At 64.4% G+C, this 17,211-nt stretch carries 19 protein-coding genes and 2 pseudogenes; 13 read left to right on the forward strand and 8 right to left on the reverse strand.

All coding sequences use genetic code 11. The features are described from left to right. Positions 1–5 precede the first annotated feature (5 nt). Complete coding sequence (locus EPJ54_RS07745) at positions 6–455, forward strand: YHS domain-containing (seleno)protein (RefSeq protein WP_135211066.1); 450 nt, start codon at positions 6–8, stop codon at positions 453–455. Here the strand turns inward: EPJ54_RS07745 and EPJ54_RS07750 are convergent. Continuing rightward, positions 445–1,845: a serine hydrolase domain-containing protein gene (locus EPJ54_RS07750; protein ID WP_135211067.1), complete on the reverse strand. Its 1,401-nt coding sequence runs from the start codon at positions 1,843–1,845 to the stop codon at positions 445–447. The genes EPJ54_RS07745 and EPJ54_RS07750 overlap by 11 nt on opposite strands. 141 nt (positions 1,846–1,986) lie before the next feature. Here EPJ54_RS07750 and EPJ54_RS07755 point away from each other — a divergent pair, with 141 nt between their 5' ends. From EPJ54_RS07755 to EPJ54_RS07770, 4 genes are all read left to right on the forward strand, one after another. Then, positions 1,987–2,751 (forward strand): electron transfer flavoprotein subunit beta/FixA family protein, encoded by a 765-nt coding sequence (locus EPJ54_RS07755; protein WP_135211068.1) that lies wholly within the window; start codon positions 1,987–1,989, stop codon positions 2,749–2,751. Position 2,752: 1 nt separating this feature from the next. Beyond that, entirely contained in the window at positions 2,753–3,697 is a 945-nt protein-coding gene (locus EPJ54_RS07760; RefSeq protein WP_135211069.1) for an electron transfer flavoprotein subunit alpha/FixB family protein, read from the forward strand. A gap of 179 nt (positions 3,698–3,876) precedes the next feature. Beyond that, positions 3,877–4,755: a 3-hydroxybutyryl-CoA dehydrogenase gene (locus tag EPJ54_RS07765; RefSeq protein ID WP_135211070.1), complete on the forward strand. Its 879-nt coding sequence runs from the start codon at positions 3,877–3,879 to the stop codon at positions 4,753–4,755. Between the two features lie 55 nt (positions 4,756–4,810). Beyond that, positions 4,811–5,311, forward strand: a complete 501-nt coding sequence (locus EPJ54_RS07770) for a hypothetical protein (protein WP_135211071.1) — start codon at positions 4,811–4,813, stop codon at positions 5,309–5,311. Here EPJ54_RS07770 and EPJ54_RS07775 read toward each other — a convergent pair. Beyond that, positions 5,308–5,906, reverse strand: a pseudogene (locus EPJ54_RS07775) (DUF938 domain-containing protein). The gene EPJ54_RS07770 and the pseudogene EPJ54_RS07775 overlap by 4 nt on opposite strands. Positions 5,907–6,002: 96 nt before the next feature. Here EPJ54_RS07775 and EPJ54_RS07780 point away from each other — a divergent pair. Beyond that, positions 6,003–6,497, forward strand: coding sequence for a hypothetical protein (locus EPJ54_RS07780; protein ID WP_135211072.1), 495 nt, complete (start codon positions 6,003–6,005; stop codon positions 6,495–6,497). Here the strand turns inward: EPJ54_RS07780 and EPJ54_RS07785 are convergent. Beyond that, complete coding sequence (locus EPJ54_RS07785) at positions 6,494–7,165, reverse strand: Fe2+-dependent dioxygenase (protein ID WP_135211073.1); 672 nt, start codon at positions 7,163–7,165, stop codon at positions 6,494–6,496. The genes EPJ54_RS07780 and EPJ54_RS07785 overlap by 4 nt on opposite strands. Before the next feature lie 80 nt (positions 7,166–7,245). Between EPJ54_RS07785 and EPJ54_RS07790 the strand changes: the two genes are divergently transcribed. Next, positions 7,246–8,079 carry a hypothetical protein gene (locus tag EPJ54_RS07790; protein WP_135211074.1) on the forward strand — a complete coding sequence of 278 codons (834 nt, stop codon included), beginning with the start codon at positions 7,246–7,248 and terminating at the stop codon, positions 8,077–8,079. On the opposite strand, the gene EPJ54_RS07795 is transcribed toward EPJ54_RS07790, so the two are convergent. After that, the gene (locus tag EPJ54_RS07795) at positions 8,076–8,588 is read right to left on the reverse strand and encodes a GNAT family N-acetyltransferase (RefSeq protein ID WP_135211075.1); all 513 of its coding nucleotides are present in this window, start codon (positions 8,586–8,588) and stop codon (positions 8,076–8,078) included. The two genes, EPJ54_RS07790 and EPJ54_RS07795, sit on opposite strands and share 4 nt — an antisense overlap. Then, entirely contained in the window at positions 8,589–9,203 is a 615-nt protein-coding gene (locus EPJ54_RS07800) for a TlpA family protein disulfide reductase (protein ID WP_135211076.1), read from the reverse strand. Between the two features lie 25 nt (positions 9,204–9,228). On the opposite strand from EPJ54_RS07800, the gene argH reads away from it, so the two are divergent. From argH to EPJ54_RS07830, 6 genes are all read left to right on the forward strand, one after another. Continuing rightward, positions 9,229–10,602, forward strand: a complete 1,374-nt coding sequence (gene argH / locus EPJ54_RS07805) for an argininosuccinate lyase (RefSeq protein ID WP_135211218.1) — start codon at positions 9,229–9,231, stop codon at positions 10,600–10,602. Beyond that, positions 10,599–10,796, forward strand: coding sequence for an LPS translocon maturation chaperone LptM (gene lptM / locus EPJ54_RS07810; RefSeq protein WP_135211077.1), 198 nt, complete (start codon positions 10,599–10,601; stop codon positions 10,794–10,796). Before argH ends, lptM begins: the two co-directional genes overlap by 4 nt. Then, entirely contained in the window at positions 10,793–12,052 is a 1,260-nt protein-coding gene (gene lysA, locus EPJ54_RS07815; RefSeq protein WP_135211078.1) for a diaminopimelate decarboxylase, read from the forward strand. The genes lptM and lysA overlap by 4 nt, the downstream gene beginning before the upstream one ends. A gap of 2 nt (positions 12,053–12,054) precedes the next feature. Further along, entirely contained in the window at positions 12,055–12,633 is a 579-nt protein-coding gene (locus EPJ54_RS07820; RefSeq protein ID WP_135211079.1) for a hypothetical protein, read from the forward strand. Between the two features lie 85 nt (positions 12,634–12,718). Beyond that, positions 12,719–15,250 (forward strand): DUF4175 domain-containing protein, encoded by a 2,532-nt coding sequence (locus EPJ54_RS07825; protein WP_135211080.1) that lies wholly within the window; start codon positions 12,719–12,721, stop codon positions 15,248–15,250. Between the two features lie 10 nt (positions 15,251–15,260). Then, positions 15,261–15,785: a hypothetical protein gene (locus EPJ54_RS07830; RefSeq protein ID WP_135211081.1), complete on the forward strand. Its 525-nt coding sequence runs from the start codon at positions 15,261–15,263 to the stop codon at positions 15,783–15,785. Here the strand turns inward: EPJ54_RS07830 and EPJ54_RS07835 are convergent. From EPJ54_RS07835 to EPJ54_RS20395, 3 genes and pseudogenes are all read right to left on the reverse strand, one after another. Continuing rightward, positions 15,782–16,300: a phosphoribosyltransferase gene (locus EPJ54_RS07835; protein WP_135211082.1), complete on the reverse strand. Its 519-nt coding sequence runs from the start codon at positions 16,298–16,300 to the stop codon at positions 15,782–15,784. The two genes, EPJ54_RS07830 and EPJ54_RS07835, sit on opposite strands and share 4 nt — an antisense overlap. Then, entirely contained in the window at positions 16,293–17,039 is a 747-nt protein-coding gene (locus EPJ54_RS07840; RefSeq protein ID WP_239590798.1) for a hypothetical protein, read from the reverse strand. The genes EPJ54_RS07835 and EPJ54_RS07840 overlap by 8 nt, the downstream gene beginning before the upstream one ends. 51 nt (positions 17,040–17,090) lie before the next feature. Then, positions 17,091–17,186, reverse strand: a pseudogene (locus EPJ54_RS20395) (MJ0042-type zinc finger domain-containing protein); the annotation flags it as partial. Between the last annotated feature and the right edge of the window lie 25 nt (positions 17,187–17,211).

Genomic DNA, 17,211 nt, shown 5'->3' on the forward strand with positions numbered 1-17,211 from the left:
ACGCCATGCGCAAACTCCTCCTCGCCATCGCGATCGCGACCGCCTCCATCACCACGCCAGCGTTCGCCGACCAAGCGCCAGTGCACACAGCGCTCCTCTCCCGTCTCGCCGTCGGCGGCTATGATCCGGTAGCGTATTTCACAGATGGACGCGCTGTGCGCGGCTCAACCGAACATCGCCTCACGCACCAAGGCTACGAATACCGTTTCGCCTCGGCCGAGCATCTCGCAGTCTTCCGGGCCAACCCTTCGCGCTATCTGCCCCAATATGGCGGCTATTGCGCCTGGGCGGTCGCCAACGGCTACACGGCGGCCGGCAATCCGAACAATTGGCGCATCGTCGATGGCCGGCTCTACCTCAACTACAACGATGAAATCCAAAGCCGCTGGGAACGCGACATCCCCGGCTTCATCCGCAGCGCCAATTCCAACTGGCCAAGCGTGCTCAGTCGCTAGCGACGGCCTCCGCTGCACTCGCAAGCGCTGAGCCCACGGCCGGCGCAGCGGGTGGGCGGCCATCGTTTGCAGCGGCGACAGCCGCAACGCCGCGTGCAGGATCGGCGAGCACTTCTGCATACCAGATCGTGTTCGAGCCATTGTGCCAGAGCGTATCGCCGCGCTTGATCCAGCCCATCGCATAATCACCACCAAACGGTGGCGTGTGCAGGATCGACCAACTTTCAGCGGTCAAAAAATCGCTGCGATCACGATGCGCGGCCAGATATTTGAGCATGTCGGCGAAGCCCACATGGACGCGGCCCGCGGGCCCGAGCACTGCGGGGTTGTCCGTCAGGTCGGCGCCCGGCGGATGCGCGCGAACGCCGAGCAAACCTGCGGAATGGCCCACCGGTTGATCATGCGCGCCTTCCCGCCCCGGCGCGCCAAAGCCGGCGCTGTCCATACCGAGTGGCGTGAATACATGCGTGCGGATGAGGTTCTCCCACGATGCGCCAAGCTTCGCCTCCAGCATGGCGCCGGCGATCACATAGCCATTGTTGGAATATTCGAAGCTCTGCTCTTTTGGGCCCACCGGCTCTTGCCGCAACGCTTGCCGCGCAAACGCTACGCGTTCCTCACGCGGATCGTCATTGTGGCGGCGATAGCGGATGAAATCGGTGATCGGCAGATTTCCTTGCAAGCCCGCGCGATGGCTGAGCAGATGCCGGAAATTCGCGTCGCGATATTCCGCGCGCATGTCGCCGATGGCGCCGCCCAGGATAGCACCAACGCTATCGTCCCAGCGCACCAATCCGGCCTCGATACAGCGCGCCACGAGCGTGGCCGTCATCGATTTGGTGATCGAACCCACGTGCCAGACATCCGCCGCGGTCACAGCCTCCGGCCGTCTGTGCTCGCGCGCCCCCAGCGCCAGCGAGATCGCACGTCCATCGCGATGCGCCGCCGCAGCGCCAAGCGCGATCGCGCCGGATTGCTGTCGCAGCTGCGCCAGCAGCTCCGGCGTTAGAGCTGGCGGCGCCTCGGCCGCCGCGGGTTCGCCGCGGACGAAAGTCAGCGGCAGCGCCGCCCCTTGTGTGAATGCGCCAACGATCGCGCCGTCCTGCAACCGGCCGTCATAGGCGCCGCGGATGGACGGAAAGCGCATGCGGATGCGATCGCCCTCGATACGCAGGTCATCCGCCGGAATTTCATCGCCGCCCTGATCGAGGCTGTAGAGCGAGGCGGCGCGGTCGCGCACCACAAGCCGAAGACGCAGACGCTGGGGGCCAGCTTGAAGCGCGCCGCGCCACTCGCCGTCGAAGTCCGCCGCCGTTTCCTGGGCGCAGGCCGGCGCGGCAAACAGGCCTGACGCTAGGGCGCCGGCAAAAAACGGTCTGCGCGTCATCATGTGGTTTCCTCTCCGACTTGCCCGGCCGACGCGGCCTTCTGTCAACACAGTCGCATTGACGAGCGTTTTCTTACGCCGCTAGTGTCCGGCCGCGATTGTGCGCTCGCGAAGGCGCTGGCGATTGTCTCAAGGATTTCAAGCATGAAGGTGCTCGTCCCGGTCAAGCGGGTGCTCGACTATAATCTCAAAGTTCGCGTCAAGCCGGACGGCTCGGGCGTGGACCTCTCCAATCTCAAGATGTCGATCAACCCATTCTGCGAAATCGCGGTCGAAGAGGCCGTGCGCATGAAGGAAGGTGGCGGCGGGCACGCAGCGGGCGCTGCGACCGAAGTCATCGCCGTCTCGATCGGCCCCGACCAGGCCCAGGAAACCATCCGCAACGCGCTGGCCATCGGCGCCGACCGCGGCATCCTCGTGAAGGCCGACGGCGAGATTGAGCCGCTGGCCGTCGCCAAGATTTTGAAGGGCGTGATCGACGCCGAAAAGCCGGACCTCGTCATCCTCGGCAAGCAAGCCATCGACGACGACGCCAACCAGACCGGCCAAATGCTGGCCGCCCTGCTCGGCTGGCCGCAAGCGACGTTCGCCTCGAAGATCGTGCTGCAAGGCGGCAAGGCCACCGTGACGCGCGAAGTCGACGGCGGCCTGCAAACCATCGACGTCGAACTGCCGGCGATCATCACCACCGACCTGCGCTTGAATGAACCGCGCTACGCGTCGCTGCCGAACATCATGAAGGCTAAGAAGAAGCCGATCGACGTGAAGGCGCCGGCCGACTTTGGCGTCGATACGACGCCGCGTCTGAAAGTTGTGAAGACGGCCGAGCCGGGCAAGCGCGCCGGCGGCATCAAAGTGAAAACGGCTGGCGAACTCGTCGGCAAACTCAAAGAAGCGGGAGTGATCTAACATGGCCGTTCTTGTTGTTGCTGAGCACGACAATGCGTCCGTGAAGGACGCGACCAATAAAGTCGTCAGCGCCGCGAAAGCGATGGGCGGCGATGTGGATGTTCTCGTTGCCGGCTCGAATGCAGGCGGCGCGGCCGCTGCTGCAGCGAAAATCGAAGGCGTGCGCAAGGTTCTGCACGCCGATGGCGCCACGCTCGCCAAGCAAATGGCTGAAGCGCTCGAAGCGCTTATCGTGCCGCTGATGGCGAATTACGACGCCGTGCTGTTCCCCGCCTCGACGACGGGTAAGAACGCGGCGCCCCGCGTCGCCGCGAAGCTCGACGTGATGCAAGTCTCAGGCGTCATCGGCGTTGAAGGCGCCGACACGTTCGTGCGCCCGATCTATGCCGGCAACGCCATCGTCACCGTGAAGGACGAGCAGCCGAAGAAGGTGCTCACCGTGCAGCCGACCGCGTTCAAAGCGGCGGGCGAAGGCGGCAGCGCGGCGGTGGAAACCGTTGCGGCGCCGGGCGGCCCGTTCAAGGCGGCGTTCGTCTCGGAAGAGATGGCGAAGTCGGATCGTCCGGAGCTCGCGTCGGCGAAGCGCGTCGTCTCGGGCGGCCGTGCGCTGGGTTCGAGCGAAGAATTCAACCGCGTGCTTGAGCCGTTGGCCGACAAGCTCGGCGCTGCTGTCGGCGCCTCGCGCGCCGCGGTCGACGCCGGCTACGCGCCGAACGATTACCAAGTCGGTCAAACTGGCAAAGTGGTCGCGCCCGAATTGTACGTGGCCGTCGGCATCTCCGGCGCCATCCAACACCTCGCCGGCATGAAGGACTCGAAGGTCATCGTCGCGATCAACAAGGACGAAGAAGCCCCGATCTTCCAGATCGCGGATTACGGCTTGGTCGCTGACTACAAGGCCGCTGTGCCTGAGTTGATGGACGAGCTGACCAAAGCGGGCGTCTAGATCTCGACCTTTGGCCCATCTGGAAAGCCAGAGATTCAACCGCTAGGGTGCGCCGTCGCGATTTGCTTCGCGGCGGCGTTTCCGCTTTTGGCGGCCTGTAGAAAAGATGCTGCGCTGCAACATTGGCCGTGCTAAATGGTCGGTTTCGCGCAGAAGAAAAGCGTGATGGCCGGAGCAAGATGACCGACATTCGCACCGTGGGCGTGGTAGGCGCCGGACAAATGGGCAATGGCATCGCGCACGTGTGCGCGTTGGCCGGCTATGATGTGTTGCTGAACGACGCGGACGCCTCACGGATCGACGCCGCCGTTGAGACCATCCGCGGCAATCTCAACCGCCAGGTCCATCGCAACATCATTGCCCAGGCGGATTCAGACGCGGCGTTGAAGCGCATCAAAGGCGCCAGCAAACTGACCGATCTGGGCGCGGCTGATCTCGTGATTGAATCGATCGTCGAGCAAGACGAAGCCAAGCGCAAAATTTTCGCTGATCTGAAAGCAGCGCTGAAGCCGACGACGATCCTTGCTTCGAACACGTCCTCGATCTCGATCACGCGCCTCGCCGCGACCACGGATCGTCCGGACAAATTCATCGGCATTCACTTCATGAACCCGGCGCCGGTGATGAAGCTCGTCGAGCTCATCCGCGGCCTCGCCACCAGCCAAGAGACGTACGACACGTCGGTGAAGTTCGTCGAAAGCCTGCACAAGACGATCGCCAATGCCGAAGACTTCCCGGCCTTCATCGTCAACCGCGTTCTGGTGCCGATGATCAACGAGGCGATCTACACGCTGTATGAAGGCGTGGGCTCGGTCGAAGCGATCGATAAGGCGATGAAGCTGGGCGCCAATCACCCGATGGGCCCGCTCGAACTGGCGGACTTCATTGGCCTCGATACGTGTCTGTCGATCATGCAGGTGCTGTATGACGGCTTGGCGGATTCGAAGTACCGCCCCTGCCCGCTGCTCGTAAAATACGTCGAAGCTGGTTGGCTCGGCCGCAAGACGCAGCGCGGCTTCTACGACTATCGCACCGACCCACCGACACCGACACGCTAACCAACCGGGCATCGCTCTTGCATTCACCGTCCCGACTTAAGGGACGCGTGGACGCATGAGCATTGCGAGTATTGGCGCGAGTTCGCTTTCGGCTCTGTTTGCGCTTGGCAGATCAACGGAAATCGGTGAGCAGCAGGCATTTCAGCCGCCAGTTGGCGCGCCCATCGAGGCGGCAAGTCCTGCCGCGTCCGGGACGATTTTGCCGGCCGCGAACACCAGCCTCAGCCTCTCGTTAGAGACCATCCTTCAACTGCAAGGCCAAGCCGATGAGGACGCGAAAGCCACGGCGCTCGAGGATAGCGCCTCGCTGAAGCCGCCGACAGCGGAAGAGCTCTTCCTCGAAGAAGCGCGGAAGTCGCCGATCGAGCGTATGCGTGAGCAAATCCTTGAAGCGCTCGGGCTAACCGAGGAAAGCCTCGCCGCGCTGCCGCCGGATGAGAAGCGCGCGATGGAAGATAAGATCGCAAAAATGATCGAGGAAAAGCTGCGTGAAAGCGCGGGTGGTGAGCCCGGCGCTGAAACCAGCAACGCGTCGATGATCGCACTGGTCGCTTAACGCGCAAACACCAGCGCCAGATTATTGGCAGGCATTTCGATGACCTCGTTCAGCACGAGCCCTTCGACTTTCGCGGCGGCCTCAACCGCCTCCAGATCGCGCACGCCAAAGCGCGGATCGCGCTCTTTCAGCCATTGGTCGAAGCTTTCGTTTGATGGCGCGGTGTGCGCGCCGCCGCGCTTGTATGCGCCATAGGTGAAGAGCACGCCGCCCGGCCGCAACAATCGGCCCGCACCGGCCATCAAACCCAGCGTCGCCTCCCAAGGCGAGATGTGGATCATGTTGATCGCCACGAGCGCATCAAACGGGCCCTCCACGCCCCATTCCGCCGCTGAGACATCGATCGCCCGCGGCGCCAACACGTTGGCGCCCCCCTCGGCTTCGATCCAGGCGGCGATGCTCGCGTGCGCGGCGAGATCAGGATCGCTGGTTTGCCAAGTCACGCCCGGCAGCGCCCCAGCGAAGAACACGGCGTGCTACCCGTGCCGGAAGCTAGTTCCAAGACCCGTGCATCGGCCGACAGGACACGTTGCAACACGGCAAGAATAGGCTCGCGATTGCGCGCAACCGAGGGCGAGTGCTGACGGGCGTCCATGCGCGATCACAAAGCACGCGACGCCTTCTGGGGAAAGCGCGTCGCCCCACGATTGCGCCCCAGTGACGCCGCGAATTTCGCATCTAAGCTAGCGCCATGAAAGGCCCGCCCATACCGCAGCGCATCCCGCCGCTGACCTGGCGCAAGCCGGCGTTCCTCTGGACGCCGATCGCGCTGGCTTTGGCCATCAGCTGGCCGCTCGCTCTGTTCTATGGAAACCCCGGTTCGCAGCGTCTGGCGGTGACGGCGCTCTTTGCCGTGTTTGGGCTTTCGCTGATCACGCTCGGCGCGCGTTGGGCGATAGGCAAAGCGCCAAAGATGCGCAGCATTGTCGTCTCGCACATCGTTTTGGTCGCGCTCGTGACCGCGCTGCTTTCGCCGTTCGCGCTCGGCCAATTGCTTGGCGGCGCGCGCGCAGGCGAACAGGTGACGTTCTCGATGTCGCTTTCGGTGTTGCCGCTGCTTCTGCTCGTCGGCCTGCCGATCGCGCTAATCTCCGGCGTGCTGTTTGCCTGGACGGCGCTCACGCGACCGAAAAGCACGGACGATCTGATCGTTACATTCAACGGCGACGTGCAGCCCTTCCGCTAACGCGCCCACATCCGCAGCAGGTTCGAGATCGACTTGTCCATCAGCAGCAATTGTTCGCGCGGCGCGCCGGCTTCAGCAAAACGCGTGCGCGCAACAGAGAGATCGAACAACGTCTCGCGTTGCGCCGCGTCCGCGACAAAGCTCTGAATCCAACCCACGGCCGCGATGCGCGCGCCGCTGGTGACAGGCGCGACATAATGAATTGAGGTAGCCGGATAAAGAATGGCGTCGCCAGCATCGAGCTTAAGCGCCTGATCGCCAAGCGCGCTTTCGGTGACGAGTTCGCCGCCCTCATACGCGTTGCGATCCTCCAGGAAGATCGTGAAAGCGAGATCAGTGCGGAGCTTATCGTCCGCCGGCCCCATCAGCGCGTCGTCCGTGTGTGCGCCATAGGTCATGCCTGGCTCGTAGCGGGAGAACAGCAGCCGCGTGATCCGCGCCGGGCGGGCGGCAATATCGAACAAGGGATGCCGGCGCAACGCCTCGACGACGAAGCGCTCCAGCGCCTGAATTTTGCTCGATGCGCCGTCGGCCTGAAGATTGTCCTTCACCCCACGCGCCGCGGCGCCAGCCGTACGCTTGCCGGAAATCCAGCCGGTTTCAGCTAGCTCGGCGCGGACCTTGGCTAGATCCTCCCCCACCAGCACCTGCTGCAGAATGACGCTCATAAACCCGCCCGCCTGTTGTTGCGAACCATTTGCATTTGGTCCAGTTTGCGCGTCAGATTTGGAATTTGGGAGTGGGTCGAATGATCGCGTGGAAGCTGAAACATTGGCGCGTTGTCGGCGTAGCGGCGGCCTTCTCGGTGGCGGCCTGCGGCGGCGAAGGCGGCGAAACGGGCGCTTCCGGCGGTGAGGGCGGCGAAGCTGGTGAGGGCGGCGACGTGGTTGCTCCCCCCACACCGGCCCCGAGCGCCGAAGCGCCTGCCCCCGCAGCTGGCGGTGAAGCCGGCGAAGCTGGCGCGCAAACGGCCTATGCAGGTCTCGAAGGCGATCAACGCATCGCGCTGCGCCTGCATCATTTGCTTGGCTTCGTGCTCGCCGCGGAACGTGCACTGCAGGACAACAACGTCCAGCCGATGGACGCGGCCATCCTCGTCCAACAGGGCGTGCTCGAAGTGTATGACGCTGCACCCACCGAGTTCGGCACGCTCAATGCAGACGTCATCCGCGCCGCCGCAGATATGGAGCTGCCGCGCGACCAGCTCACGCAACGCCTCAACGCCGCGAAGGCGGAAATCGCGCGCGCTTCGGGCGCGCTTGACGACGACGCCGCGATCACGGTGGCGCGTTTGGTCGATATCTCGACCGGCCTCTACCAACTCGTGATCCAGCAAGATTTCGTCGACCCGATCGAATACCAGCACAGCATGGGCGCAGCCCTCGCCGCGCGCGCGGCGCTGCGTGAGGCGCAATCGGATCTGCGCGGCCGCGACGCGGGCGCTTACACCGAAGCCAATCGCGAGCTGGATCGTTTCGTCGCGCTCTGGCCGTCAGCCACCGCGCCTGAGGCGCCGACGCCATACAACCAGCTGCTCGCAGCCGGTTCACGCATCCGCTTCGCGCTGTCGCCGTACCTCTAAGTGCGGCGCAGCAGGATCGAGAGCGAGCCTTTGTAATCGGCGCGGCCATATTCGGCATAGCCGAGTTTGGCGGCGAGCTTGAGCGAAGGCGCGTTCTCGGGCGCGATCATGCAGACGAAATCGGTGCGGCCAAAATGCGCCACGCCCCAATCCAAAGCCGCGCGCATCGCCTCAAACGCATAGCCTTTGCCGTGCGCCGAGGTCGCCAGCGCCCAGCCTTGCTCGGGCGCTTCAAAACGCGGCTCGATCTCGCGCTTGAAATTGCCCCAACCGCCTTCGCCGACGAAAGCGCCGGTGGCCTTTTCCTCGATCAGCCAAAAGCCGTGGCCGAGCAGCTGCCAATGGCCGACATAGCGGAGCAAGCGCCCCCAGGTGTCTTCGCGCGATGAGGGCTTGCCGCCGATGAAGCGCGCGACGTCAGGATCCGCCCACATGGCGACGCTGGACTCGAAATCGCTCAATTCATGCCGCCGCAGCCGCAGGCGTTCAGTTTCGATCACAGGCGCCATCTATTCCCCCGCGAGCACCGCCTCCAGCAGTGCGATCGCTTCGGGGCTAGCCCAATCGGCGCCGCCGGCCAAGCGGGCGCGCTCGTTGCCTTCGCGGTCGTAGATGATCGTCACCGGCATACCGGCGGCTTGGGCGTCGAACAGCACGCCGCGCGTCATGTCCATGAGGAAGGGCAACGAATTGTCGCTGAGTTCGCCCAGCTGACGCACGGCGTTTTCGCGCTGGGCCTCGCTATCGACGCTGATCGGGATCACTTTGAGCCGATCGCCGAAATGGCGCTGTAGCGCGCCAAGCGTCGGCATCTCCTCGACGCAGGGCGCGCACCATGTCGCCCAGAGGTTCAACACGATCACTTCGCCCTGATAGGCCTGCAGATTGGTCTCCACCCCTTGCGCGTCTGTCAGCGTCCGTGTGGGCATGGGTGGGGCAGCTTCCATGATCTGGAGCCGGCGCATCTCGCCTTGGGCATATTGCATCAGCCCAAGGCTCGCTTCGGGCTTTGAAGACGCTGCGAAAAGCACGTAAAGGAGCGCGACTAGTCCGGCCGCGAGCATCAGCATCGCAGCCCATAAGGCCCAATTGCGCGGCGCCTTGGAGCTTGTGTTCGTGTCCAATTCCTATTCCTCAGGCGGCCAAAAGATGTGGGGCGGCCGTTTTGCGGCGCAGCCCGCGGACGCCATGCAAGCCATCAACGCTTCGATCGATGTCGATCAACGCTTGTGGCGCGAGGACATCGAAGGCTCGAAGGCGCACGCTGACATGCTGGCGGCCCGTGGGATCATTACGCAAGAAGACAATCAAGCGATACAGGGCGGCCTGGATCAGATCGCCGCGGAAATCGCTGCGGGCGAGTTCAAATTCTCCACGGAACTTGAGGACATCCACCTCAATATCGAAGCGCGGCTGACCGAGCGCATCGGCGAAGCCGGCAAGCGCCTGCACACCGGCCGTTCGCGCAACGACCAAGTGGCGACCGATTTCAAGCTCTGGACCATGCGCGCCGCCCGCGAAGCCGGCGACGGCCTGCGCGCGCTGCAGAAGGCGCTGGTGAAGCAAGCCTCAGCGCACGCCGATTGGATTATGCCGGGCTTCACGCACCTGCAAACGGCGCAGCCGATCACCCTGGGCCACCATTTGCTCGCCTACGTCTCGATGTTCGAACGCGACCGCGTGCGCATTATTGGCGGCGCACTCGAAGCCGCGTGGGAATGCCCGCTGGGTTCGGCGGCACTCGCCGGCACGCCTTATCCGATTGATCGCGAGATGACGGCGCAGGCGTTGGGCTTCCACGCCCCCGCCAGCAATTCGCTCGACGCCGTCGGCTCCCGCGATTTCGCGCTGGCCGCACTCGCCAATCTCTCCATCGCCGCCACGCATCTTTCGCGCCTCGCTGAAGAGATCGTGCTCTGGACAAGCCCGCAATTTGCCTTCGCATCACTCAGCGACGCATGGTCGACCGGCTCATCGATCATGCCGCAAAAGCGCAATCCGGATGCGGCAGAGCTCATCCGCGCCAAGGCCGCGCGCGTCGGCGCCGATTTCGCTGCGCTCAACGGCATCGTACAGAAACTGCCGCTCGCCTACGCCAAGGATTTGCAGGACGACAAGGCGCTCACCTTCAACGCCTTCGATTCCTTTGCGCTCTCGATCACCGCCATGATTGGCATGATCGAAACCATGCGCTTCAAGCGCGAAGCCATGCGCGCCGCCGCTGCCCGCGGCTATTCCACCGCGACCGACCTTGCCGATTGGCTGGTGCGCGAGCTCAAAGTCCCGTTCCGGGAAGCACACGAGATCACCGGCAAAATCGTCCGCCGCGCCGAGGATAGCGGCGTCAGCGAGCTTGGCCTGCTGCCGATCGAGGATTTCCAGGCCGTCGATCCGCGCATTACCGATGCCGCACGCGGCTTGTTGACGGTTGAAAAGTCGGTCGAGAGCCGGGATAGCTATGGCGGAACCGCGCCGCAGCGCGTGCGCGAGCAAGTCGAGCGCTGGAAGGAGATGTTCGAATGAAACGGACCGTACTTATCCTGGCGGCGCTGACTTTGCTTTCGGCTTGCGGCATCCCCGGCGATCTCGAGCGCCCCGATCCGCTCTGGGATCGCGAAGGCGCGATCCGTCGCGAGTGCCAGCAACAAGCCGAGCGCAACCAGCCGCAAGACGCGCGCTGCGCCCAATACGAAACCGGGGCGCAGACCAACCCGTGAACCATTTCGACTATCGCGGCGGCGTGCTCTGCTGCGAAGGCGTTTCGCTGGAAGCCATCGCGGAAGCCGTCGGCACGCCGGTCTATGTCTATTCGAGCGCCACGCTTGAGCGGCACTACGAAGTGTTCAAGCAGGCGTTCGCGCCGCGCGACACGCTGGTCGCCTTCGCCGTCAAAGCCAATGCGAACATCGCGGTCATCAACACGCTCGCACGCAAAGGCGCGGGCGCCGATACGGTGAGCCAAGGCGAGATCGAGCGCGCGCTTGTTGCAGGCGTGCCGCCCGAGCGCATCATTTTCTCCGGCGTTGGCAAAACCGAAGACGAACTGGCGTTCGCGGTGAAAACCGGCGTGCACCAGATCAATGTCGAGAGCATCGCCGAACTCGAAACGCTCTCGCAGATCGCGGCGAGCCTGAACGCCAAGCCTTCGATCGCCATTCGTGTGAACCCGGATGTCGGCGCTGGCGGGCACGAGAAGATCACCACCGGCAAGGGCGACACGAAGTTCGGCGTCTCCATCGACCAAGCGCTGCAATATTATGGTCGCGCCCATAGCGATCCGCATCTGCACGCGCGCGGCCTCGCCGTACACATCGGCAGCCAGATCAAAGACCTCGGCCCGCTCGAAGAAGCGTTCAAAGCGATGCGTGGCATGGCGGAGCGCTTGCGGGCTGCGGGACTCAGCATTGATCGGCTCGATCTCGGCGGCGGCCTGGGCGTGCCCTATTTCAACGAACCCGATCCGCCGACGCCGGCCGAATACGCCGCGATGGTCAATCGCGTGTTCGACGGCTTGGATATTGGCCTTGCGTTCGAGCCCGGCCGCATGATCGCGGGCAATGCGGGCGTACTGCTCTCTCGCGTGATCCGCCTGCAGGAGCGCCCGACGCGGCCAATCGTGGTGCTGGATGCGGGCATGAACGATCTCATCCGTCCCGCCATTTACGACGCCTATCACGGCATCAAACCGGTGCGTGAACCGAAGGGCGGCGCGGAAACGGCGTACGATGTCGTCGGCCCCATTTGCGAAACCGGCGATCTCTTCACGCGCAATCGCGCGCTGCCGCCGCTCGAAGCGGGCGATCTCGTCGCCTTCATGACGGCTGGCGCGTACGGCGCGACGATGTCATCCACCTACAACGCCCGCGCGCTTGTCGCCGAAGTTTTGGTGCGCGGCGACAAATACGAAATCGTGCGCAAGAGATGGGAGCTGAAAGATCAGCTCGCACTCGAGCAGATTCCAAGCTGGGAGTAGAGATGCGAACGATCCTGACCGCGCTGGCCGCCCTTGCCTTGAGCGCCTGCGCCAACACACCTGCGCCATCGCCGCAAGACACGTTCTTCGCCAATCTCTCGACGCTCTGCGGCAATGCTTATTCTGGCCGCGTCGTCACGACAGACGCAGCCGACGCGAGCTTCGCCAGCCAGCCGCTCGTGATGCATGTGCGTGATTGCAGCACGAGTGAAATCCGTGTGCCGTTCAATGTCGGCGAAAATCGCTCGCGCACCTGGGTGATCACGCGCACGGCCGAAGGCCTGCGCCTGAAGCACGATCACCGCCACGAAGACGGCAGCGAAGACGTGCTCACCCAATATGGCGGCGACACCGCCAATTCCGGCTCGTCCACGCGCCAAGAATTCCCGGCCGACGAGCATTCCAAGCAACTCTTCAGGGCCAACAACATCCCCGCCTCTGTGGACAACGTCTGGGCGGTCGAGGTGCATCCCGGCCAAACCTTCGCTTACGAATTACGCCGCCCGAACCGGCATTTCCGTGTCGAGTTCGATCTGACGCGCCCAGTTCCCGCACCGCCCGCCTCCTGGGGCGCAAATTAAGCCTTTTTCAGCGGCGGCCACGGCGACTCTCTGGGGTTTGGTCATGGTTTGGCCAGACAGCGACTGTTAGGCTCGCGTCGCCGGCATGAGACATCAGGACGCCCTCGCCCAGCTCGCCCGCGAAACCCAGCGCGCCAAGGGCCGGCTGGCGCTGGAACGCGGCTTGCGCGCGGCGTTCTTTCTCGCCGCCGCCATTGGCCTCTGGGCCCTCATCGCGCTGATCGGCGGCCACGAGAGGCTGCCGCTCTTGCTGCAAAGCTTGACCGCGATCGCCGCGCTGCTCGTGTTTGCGTGGCTCGGCGTTCGCGCCAAGCGCGCCTGGCGCCAACCCACGGAAGAAGAAGCCCGCGCTCGGCTCGCCGAAGACGCGCGGCTCGATGCCGGCGCGTTCGAAGCGCTGCGCGATCAGCCGACACGCTATGACGCATTTTCCGTTGCGCTCTGGCAGCGCGAGCGCGAACGCGCGATCGAGCGCGCCGAAAAAGCACGCGCGGGCCCGCCACGCGTGCGGCTGGACGAACTTGATCCTTACAAGCTGCGCTACGGCTTGCTCGTGGCGCTGCTGCTTGGCCTACTGATCGCAAACGTGAACGCGCCGGATCGTTTGGCGCGCGCGTTCTTGCCTGATCCCGGCCCATTGCTCGGCGATCAGGAAATGGCGATCGAAGCCTGGGCGACGCCAGCGGACTACACGCACGCCGGCCCGGTTTCTCTTAGCGAAGTGATTGGCGAGCGCGTCGAGACGCCGCCCAGCGTGGAAGTCACGGTGCGTCTCACCGGCCCGACTGGCGCGCCCGCGCTGGTGTTTGACGGCGGCAGCGAACACTTACGCCAACGCTTTGCGCGCGCGGCCGACGGCGCCTGGGAAGCACGCATGCAAATCCCGCGTGGCGGTCAGCTCAAAATCGTGCGCTTTCACACCCGCGCGCAATGGCGCCTCGCGCCAGCGCCCGACGCCGCGCCGACGGCCGATTTCATCGCGCCTATGGCGAGCTTGCCGGACGAACACGTCGCCATCTCTTGGCGCGCGCGCGACGATTTCGGCGTACGCCGAATGGCGCTGCGTGTCCGCCCGATCAATCCGCCCGAAGGCTTGGTGCGCGCTGATCCGGTCGATACCGAACTGGAAGTCCCCGCTGGCGATCCCGCCGAGGCGCAATCTGAAACCACGATCGATCTCGCCGCCCACCCGTACGCCGGCATGGAAGTCGAAGCGCGCGTCGTCGCCTTCGATGCGCTGGGCCAAGAGGGTGTCAGCGATCCGATGCGCTTTACGCTGCCGGAAAAAATCTTCCTGCAGCCGCTGGCGCAAGCCGCGATTGAAATTCGCCGGCACATCCTGGCCGAGCGCCGCGCCTACAATGAGGAGCGCAGCGCCGAACGCCGCACCATTCCTGCGGGCGGCATCATTCTTGGCACACAGCGCATCGAAGTCCGCGACTATGATCGCCAGCCAGCTTTGCAGCGCGCGCCCGAAGGCATTCGCCGCGCCGCGCGCCTGATCGATGCGCTCACCATGGAGCCGCACGACGGTTATTTCCGCGACCTCGCCGTCTTCCTCGGCCTCAGCTCCGCCCGCGCGCAACTCGATGTCGCGCGCGATATCGATGCGACCGAGGTGGCCGCAGACACGCTCTGGCGCACGGCTCTGCGTGCTGAGTACGGCGGCGCCGCTGATGCGCGGCGCGCGTTGGAAGAAGCGCAGCGCCAATTGGCCGAAGCGCTTGCGCAGAACGCGCCACAAGAGCGCATCCGTCAATTGATGGAAGCGCTCCGCCGCGCCACCGACAATTACATGCAAGCTCTGGTGCAAGAAGCGCTGCGCAACGGCGACCGCGCCAACATGGAAGACACCGAGGATCAAACCAATATCAGCGGCCAGGACATCCAGCAGATGCTGGAGCAGGTTCAGCGTCTCTCAGAACAAGGCCGCAATGAAGAGGCCAACCAGCTTCTACAACAGCTGGCGAACATCCTCGCCAATATGGAAGTGCAGCTCGAGCAAGCGCAGGGCGAAGGTGGCGAGCAATCTGACGAACAAATGCAGCAAAGCATGGACGCCCTCTCCGAGCAGATGGGCGAACAGCGCGCGCTGCGCGACGAAACACGCCAGCAGCAAGGCCAAGGCGGCAATCAGCAAGGCAGCCAAGGCCTTGCCCAACGCCAATCCGAAATCCGCCAAGGCCTCGCTGAAGCACAGCGTATGGCCGAAGACTCCGGCGCAGCGCCGAACGAAAACCTCAACGCCGCTGGCGAAGCGATGCGCCAAGCCGAGGACGCCCTGCGGCGCGGCGATCTGGAAGACGCGGAACGCGCGCAGAGTGCGGCGTTGGAAAACCTACGCGAAGGCGCGGAATCACTTGCGGCTGAAATGCGCGAACGCGGCCAGCAGAATGGGAACCAAGAGCAATCCGGCGACGGCGCGCGCGATCCGCTGAACCGCCCCGTCAACGGCGCCGGCGCCTCAAGCGGCGAAGGCGAAATTCCAAGCCAAGCGGATCCGGTGCGCGCGCGCGAAATTTTCGACGAAATCCGCCGCCGCGCGCAAGATCCCAATAGACCTGAAGCCGAGCGCGAATATCTAAGACGCTTGCTCGACCGCTTCGGCGATTCATAACGGAGGAAACATGCGCACGCTTTTCGCAACGGCCGCTCTGGCCGCACTCGTCGCCTGCTCGCCGCCCGCGCAAGCGCCACAGCACGACACGCCCACACCGCCGCCGACTGAGATCGCGTGCAACAGCGTGGAACCAAACCTCTCGCGCCAAGTCGGCGTTGAAGAGGAACTCGCGGTCGCTGCCGCCGCCTCAGATCTGCGCGGCGGCCGCATCGCGCCCGGCACGTATGATCTGACGCAAGCCGTACGCATCGGTGCGGCCACAGGATGGACCAACACACGCTCGGTCGCGCTCGAAGTAACAGAAGCTGCCGATGGCGGCGTTACGTTCAACTGGGCGGGCGCCGCGCCCGACGGGGCGATCGATCGCTGGACAGCGGACTTCAGCGAAACGCCCAGCGCCAGCATCACCTATACATGCGGCCGCGTCGGCAATGTCGCGGCGGAGTTCAGCGCAACGCCGGACTCGCTGGAGCTGCGCCTACCTGACGGCGCCAACGGCCGGCTGAATCTGAGCTTCGCGCGACGGCCTTAATCGATGGCGGCGATGTATGGCAGGCCGCGATAACGGCCTGCGTCGTCCATGCCGTAGCCGACGAGAAAATCGCCCGGCGCGTCCCAGCCGATCGCATCGATGTGTTCGCCCATCGCCAGCGGCTTGCGCACAAACGCGCACGCCAACGTCCGCGTCGCGCCCTTGGCCATCAAATGCGCGCGCGCATACGCAATGGTGCGGCCGCTATCGAACACGTCATCGACGATCAAAGCGGGCCGGCCTTCGACCGAGCGCGAAATATCAGCGCGCACCACGACCTTGCCCGAGCTTTCGCGCGCGTCGCGATAGCTCTCCAGCCACAGTGAATCGTAGATCGGATGTTTGCCGCGCTTCTCGATCGCACGCATGAGATCAGCCGCGAACGGGATTGCGCCTTGCAGCAAAGCGATGACGGTCCAACCGTCATCGACTTCGCTCAATTGATCGGCAATCTGTTCGACGCGCGCCGCTATGCCCGCTTCATCAAGCAGAACGCGCAATCGCGCGTCAGCCATTCGTGAAGCGCAGGCCCGCGACCGGCTCAAGCGCGCTGGTCGTCGCCGGATGCGCGTCAACCGGCTGGTCGAGCGTCAGCGGCTCTTCGCCATGCTCAGCCGCCGGCGCTGCTTCCGGCGAAACGCGCGGCAGGCTGTCGGCGATCGACATTTCCGAGAAGCTCGCAAACGTCGTCTCGAGATCGACAGCGTCAGCCGGCGGGTTTTCGACGCGAATTTGGAACGGAATCGATTCACCCGCCGTCAGCGGCTGATCGGTGACCGTATTCACGAGCTCGAAGATTTCCTGCGAACGCGTGTCGCGCAGCGAGACGCGCACCGGCGGCACGAGCTTGTCGTCACGGCCAATGTTACGGACTTCGCCCGAGACCAGAAGGATCGGCGTCGGGCCATCGAAGGCGCGCTCGACCGAGAGGTCATAGAATTCGAGGCCATAGACGTTCACGTCCAGACCAAGTGCGGCGAACGCACTGGCCGAACGCGGCCAAATCTCGGCGACGTCCTGGCGGAACGCCACCATGCCCGTGGCCGAAGCCGCGAGCGCTGCACCGGTCGCGGTCCACACGACGGCGGCGGCGCGGGCGCGTTCTTTGCGCATCCGGTCAGCTTGTTGGGCGCGGAATTTCGCGGCGGCGGACGGGGCCGGGCCCGGCTGCTCGGCGGCGCGACGCAATCTTTCGACACGTTCGCGTGTCAGTGGCTCATTGGCCGACGCTTCGGCCCGAACGCCTTCCGCCATTGGCTCAGCCGCCGTCCGCAGCTCCAGTTGCGGTTCGGCAAACCAGGAGAATCCGCATGCCGCACACCGCACCGTCCGCCCAGCGGGTCCGATTGCGGCGTCGTCAGCGTAATAACGCGTCGAGCAAGACGTGCAGGTAAGGATCATGGTAACGATACGTTCAGCTGCCCCA

It is taken from the genome of Vitreimonas flagellata (assembly GCF_004634425.1).
GTDB lineage: Bacteria > Pseudomonadota > Alphaproteobacteria > Caulobacterales > Aquidulcibacteraceae > Vitreimonas > Vitreimonas flagellata.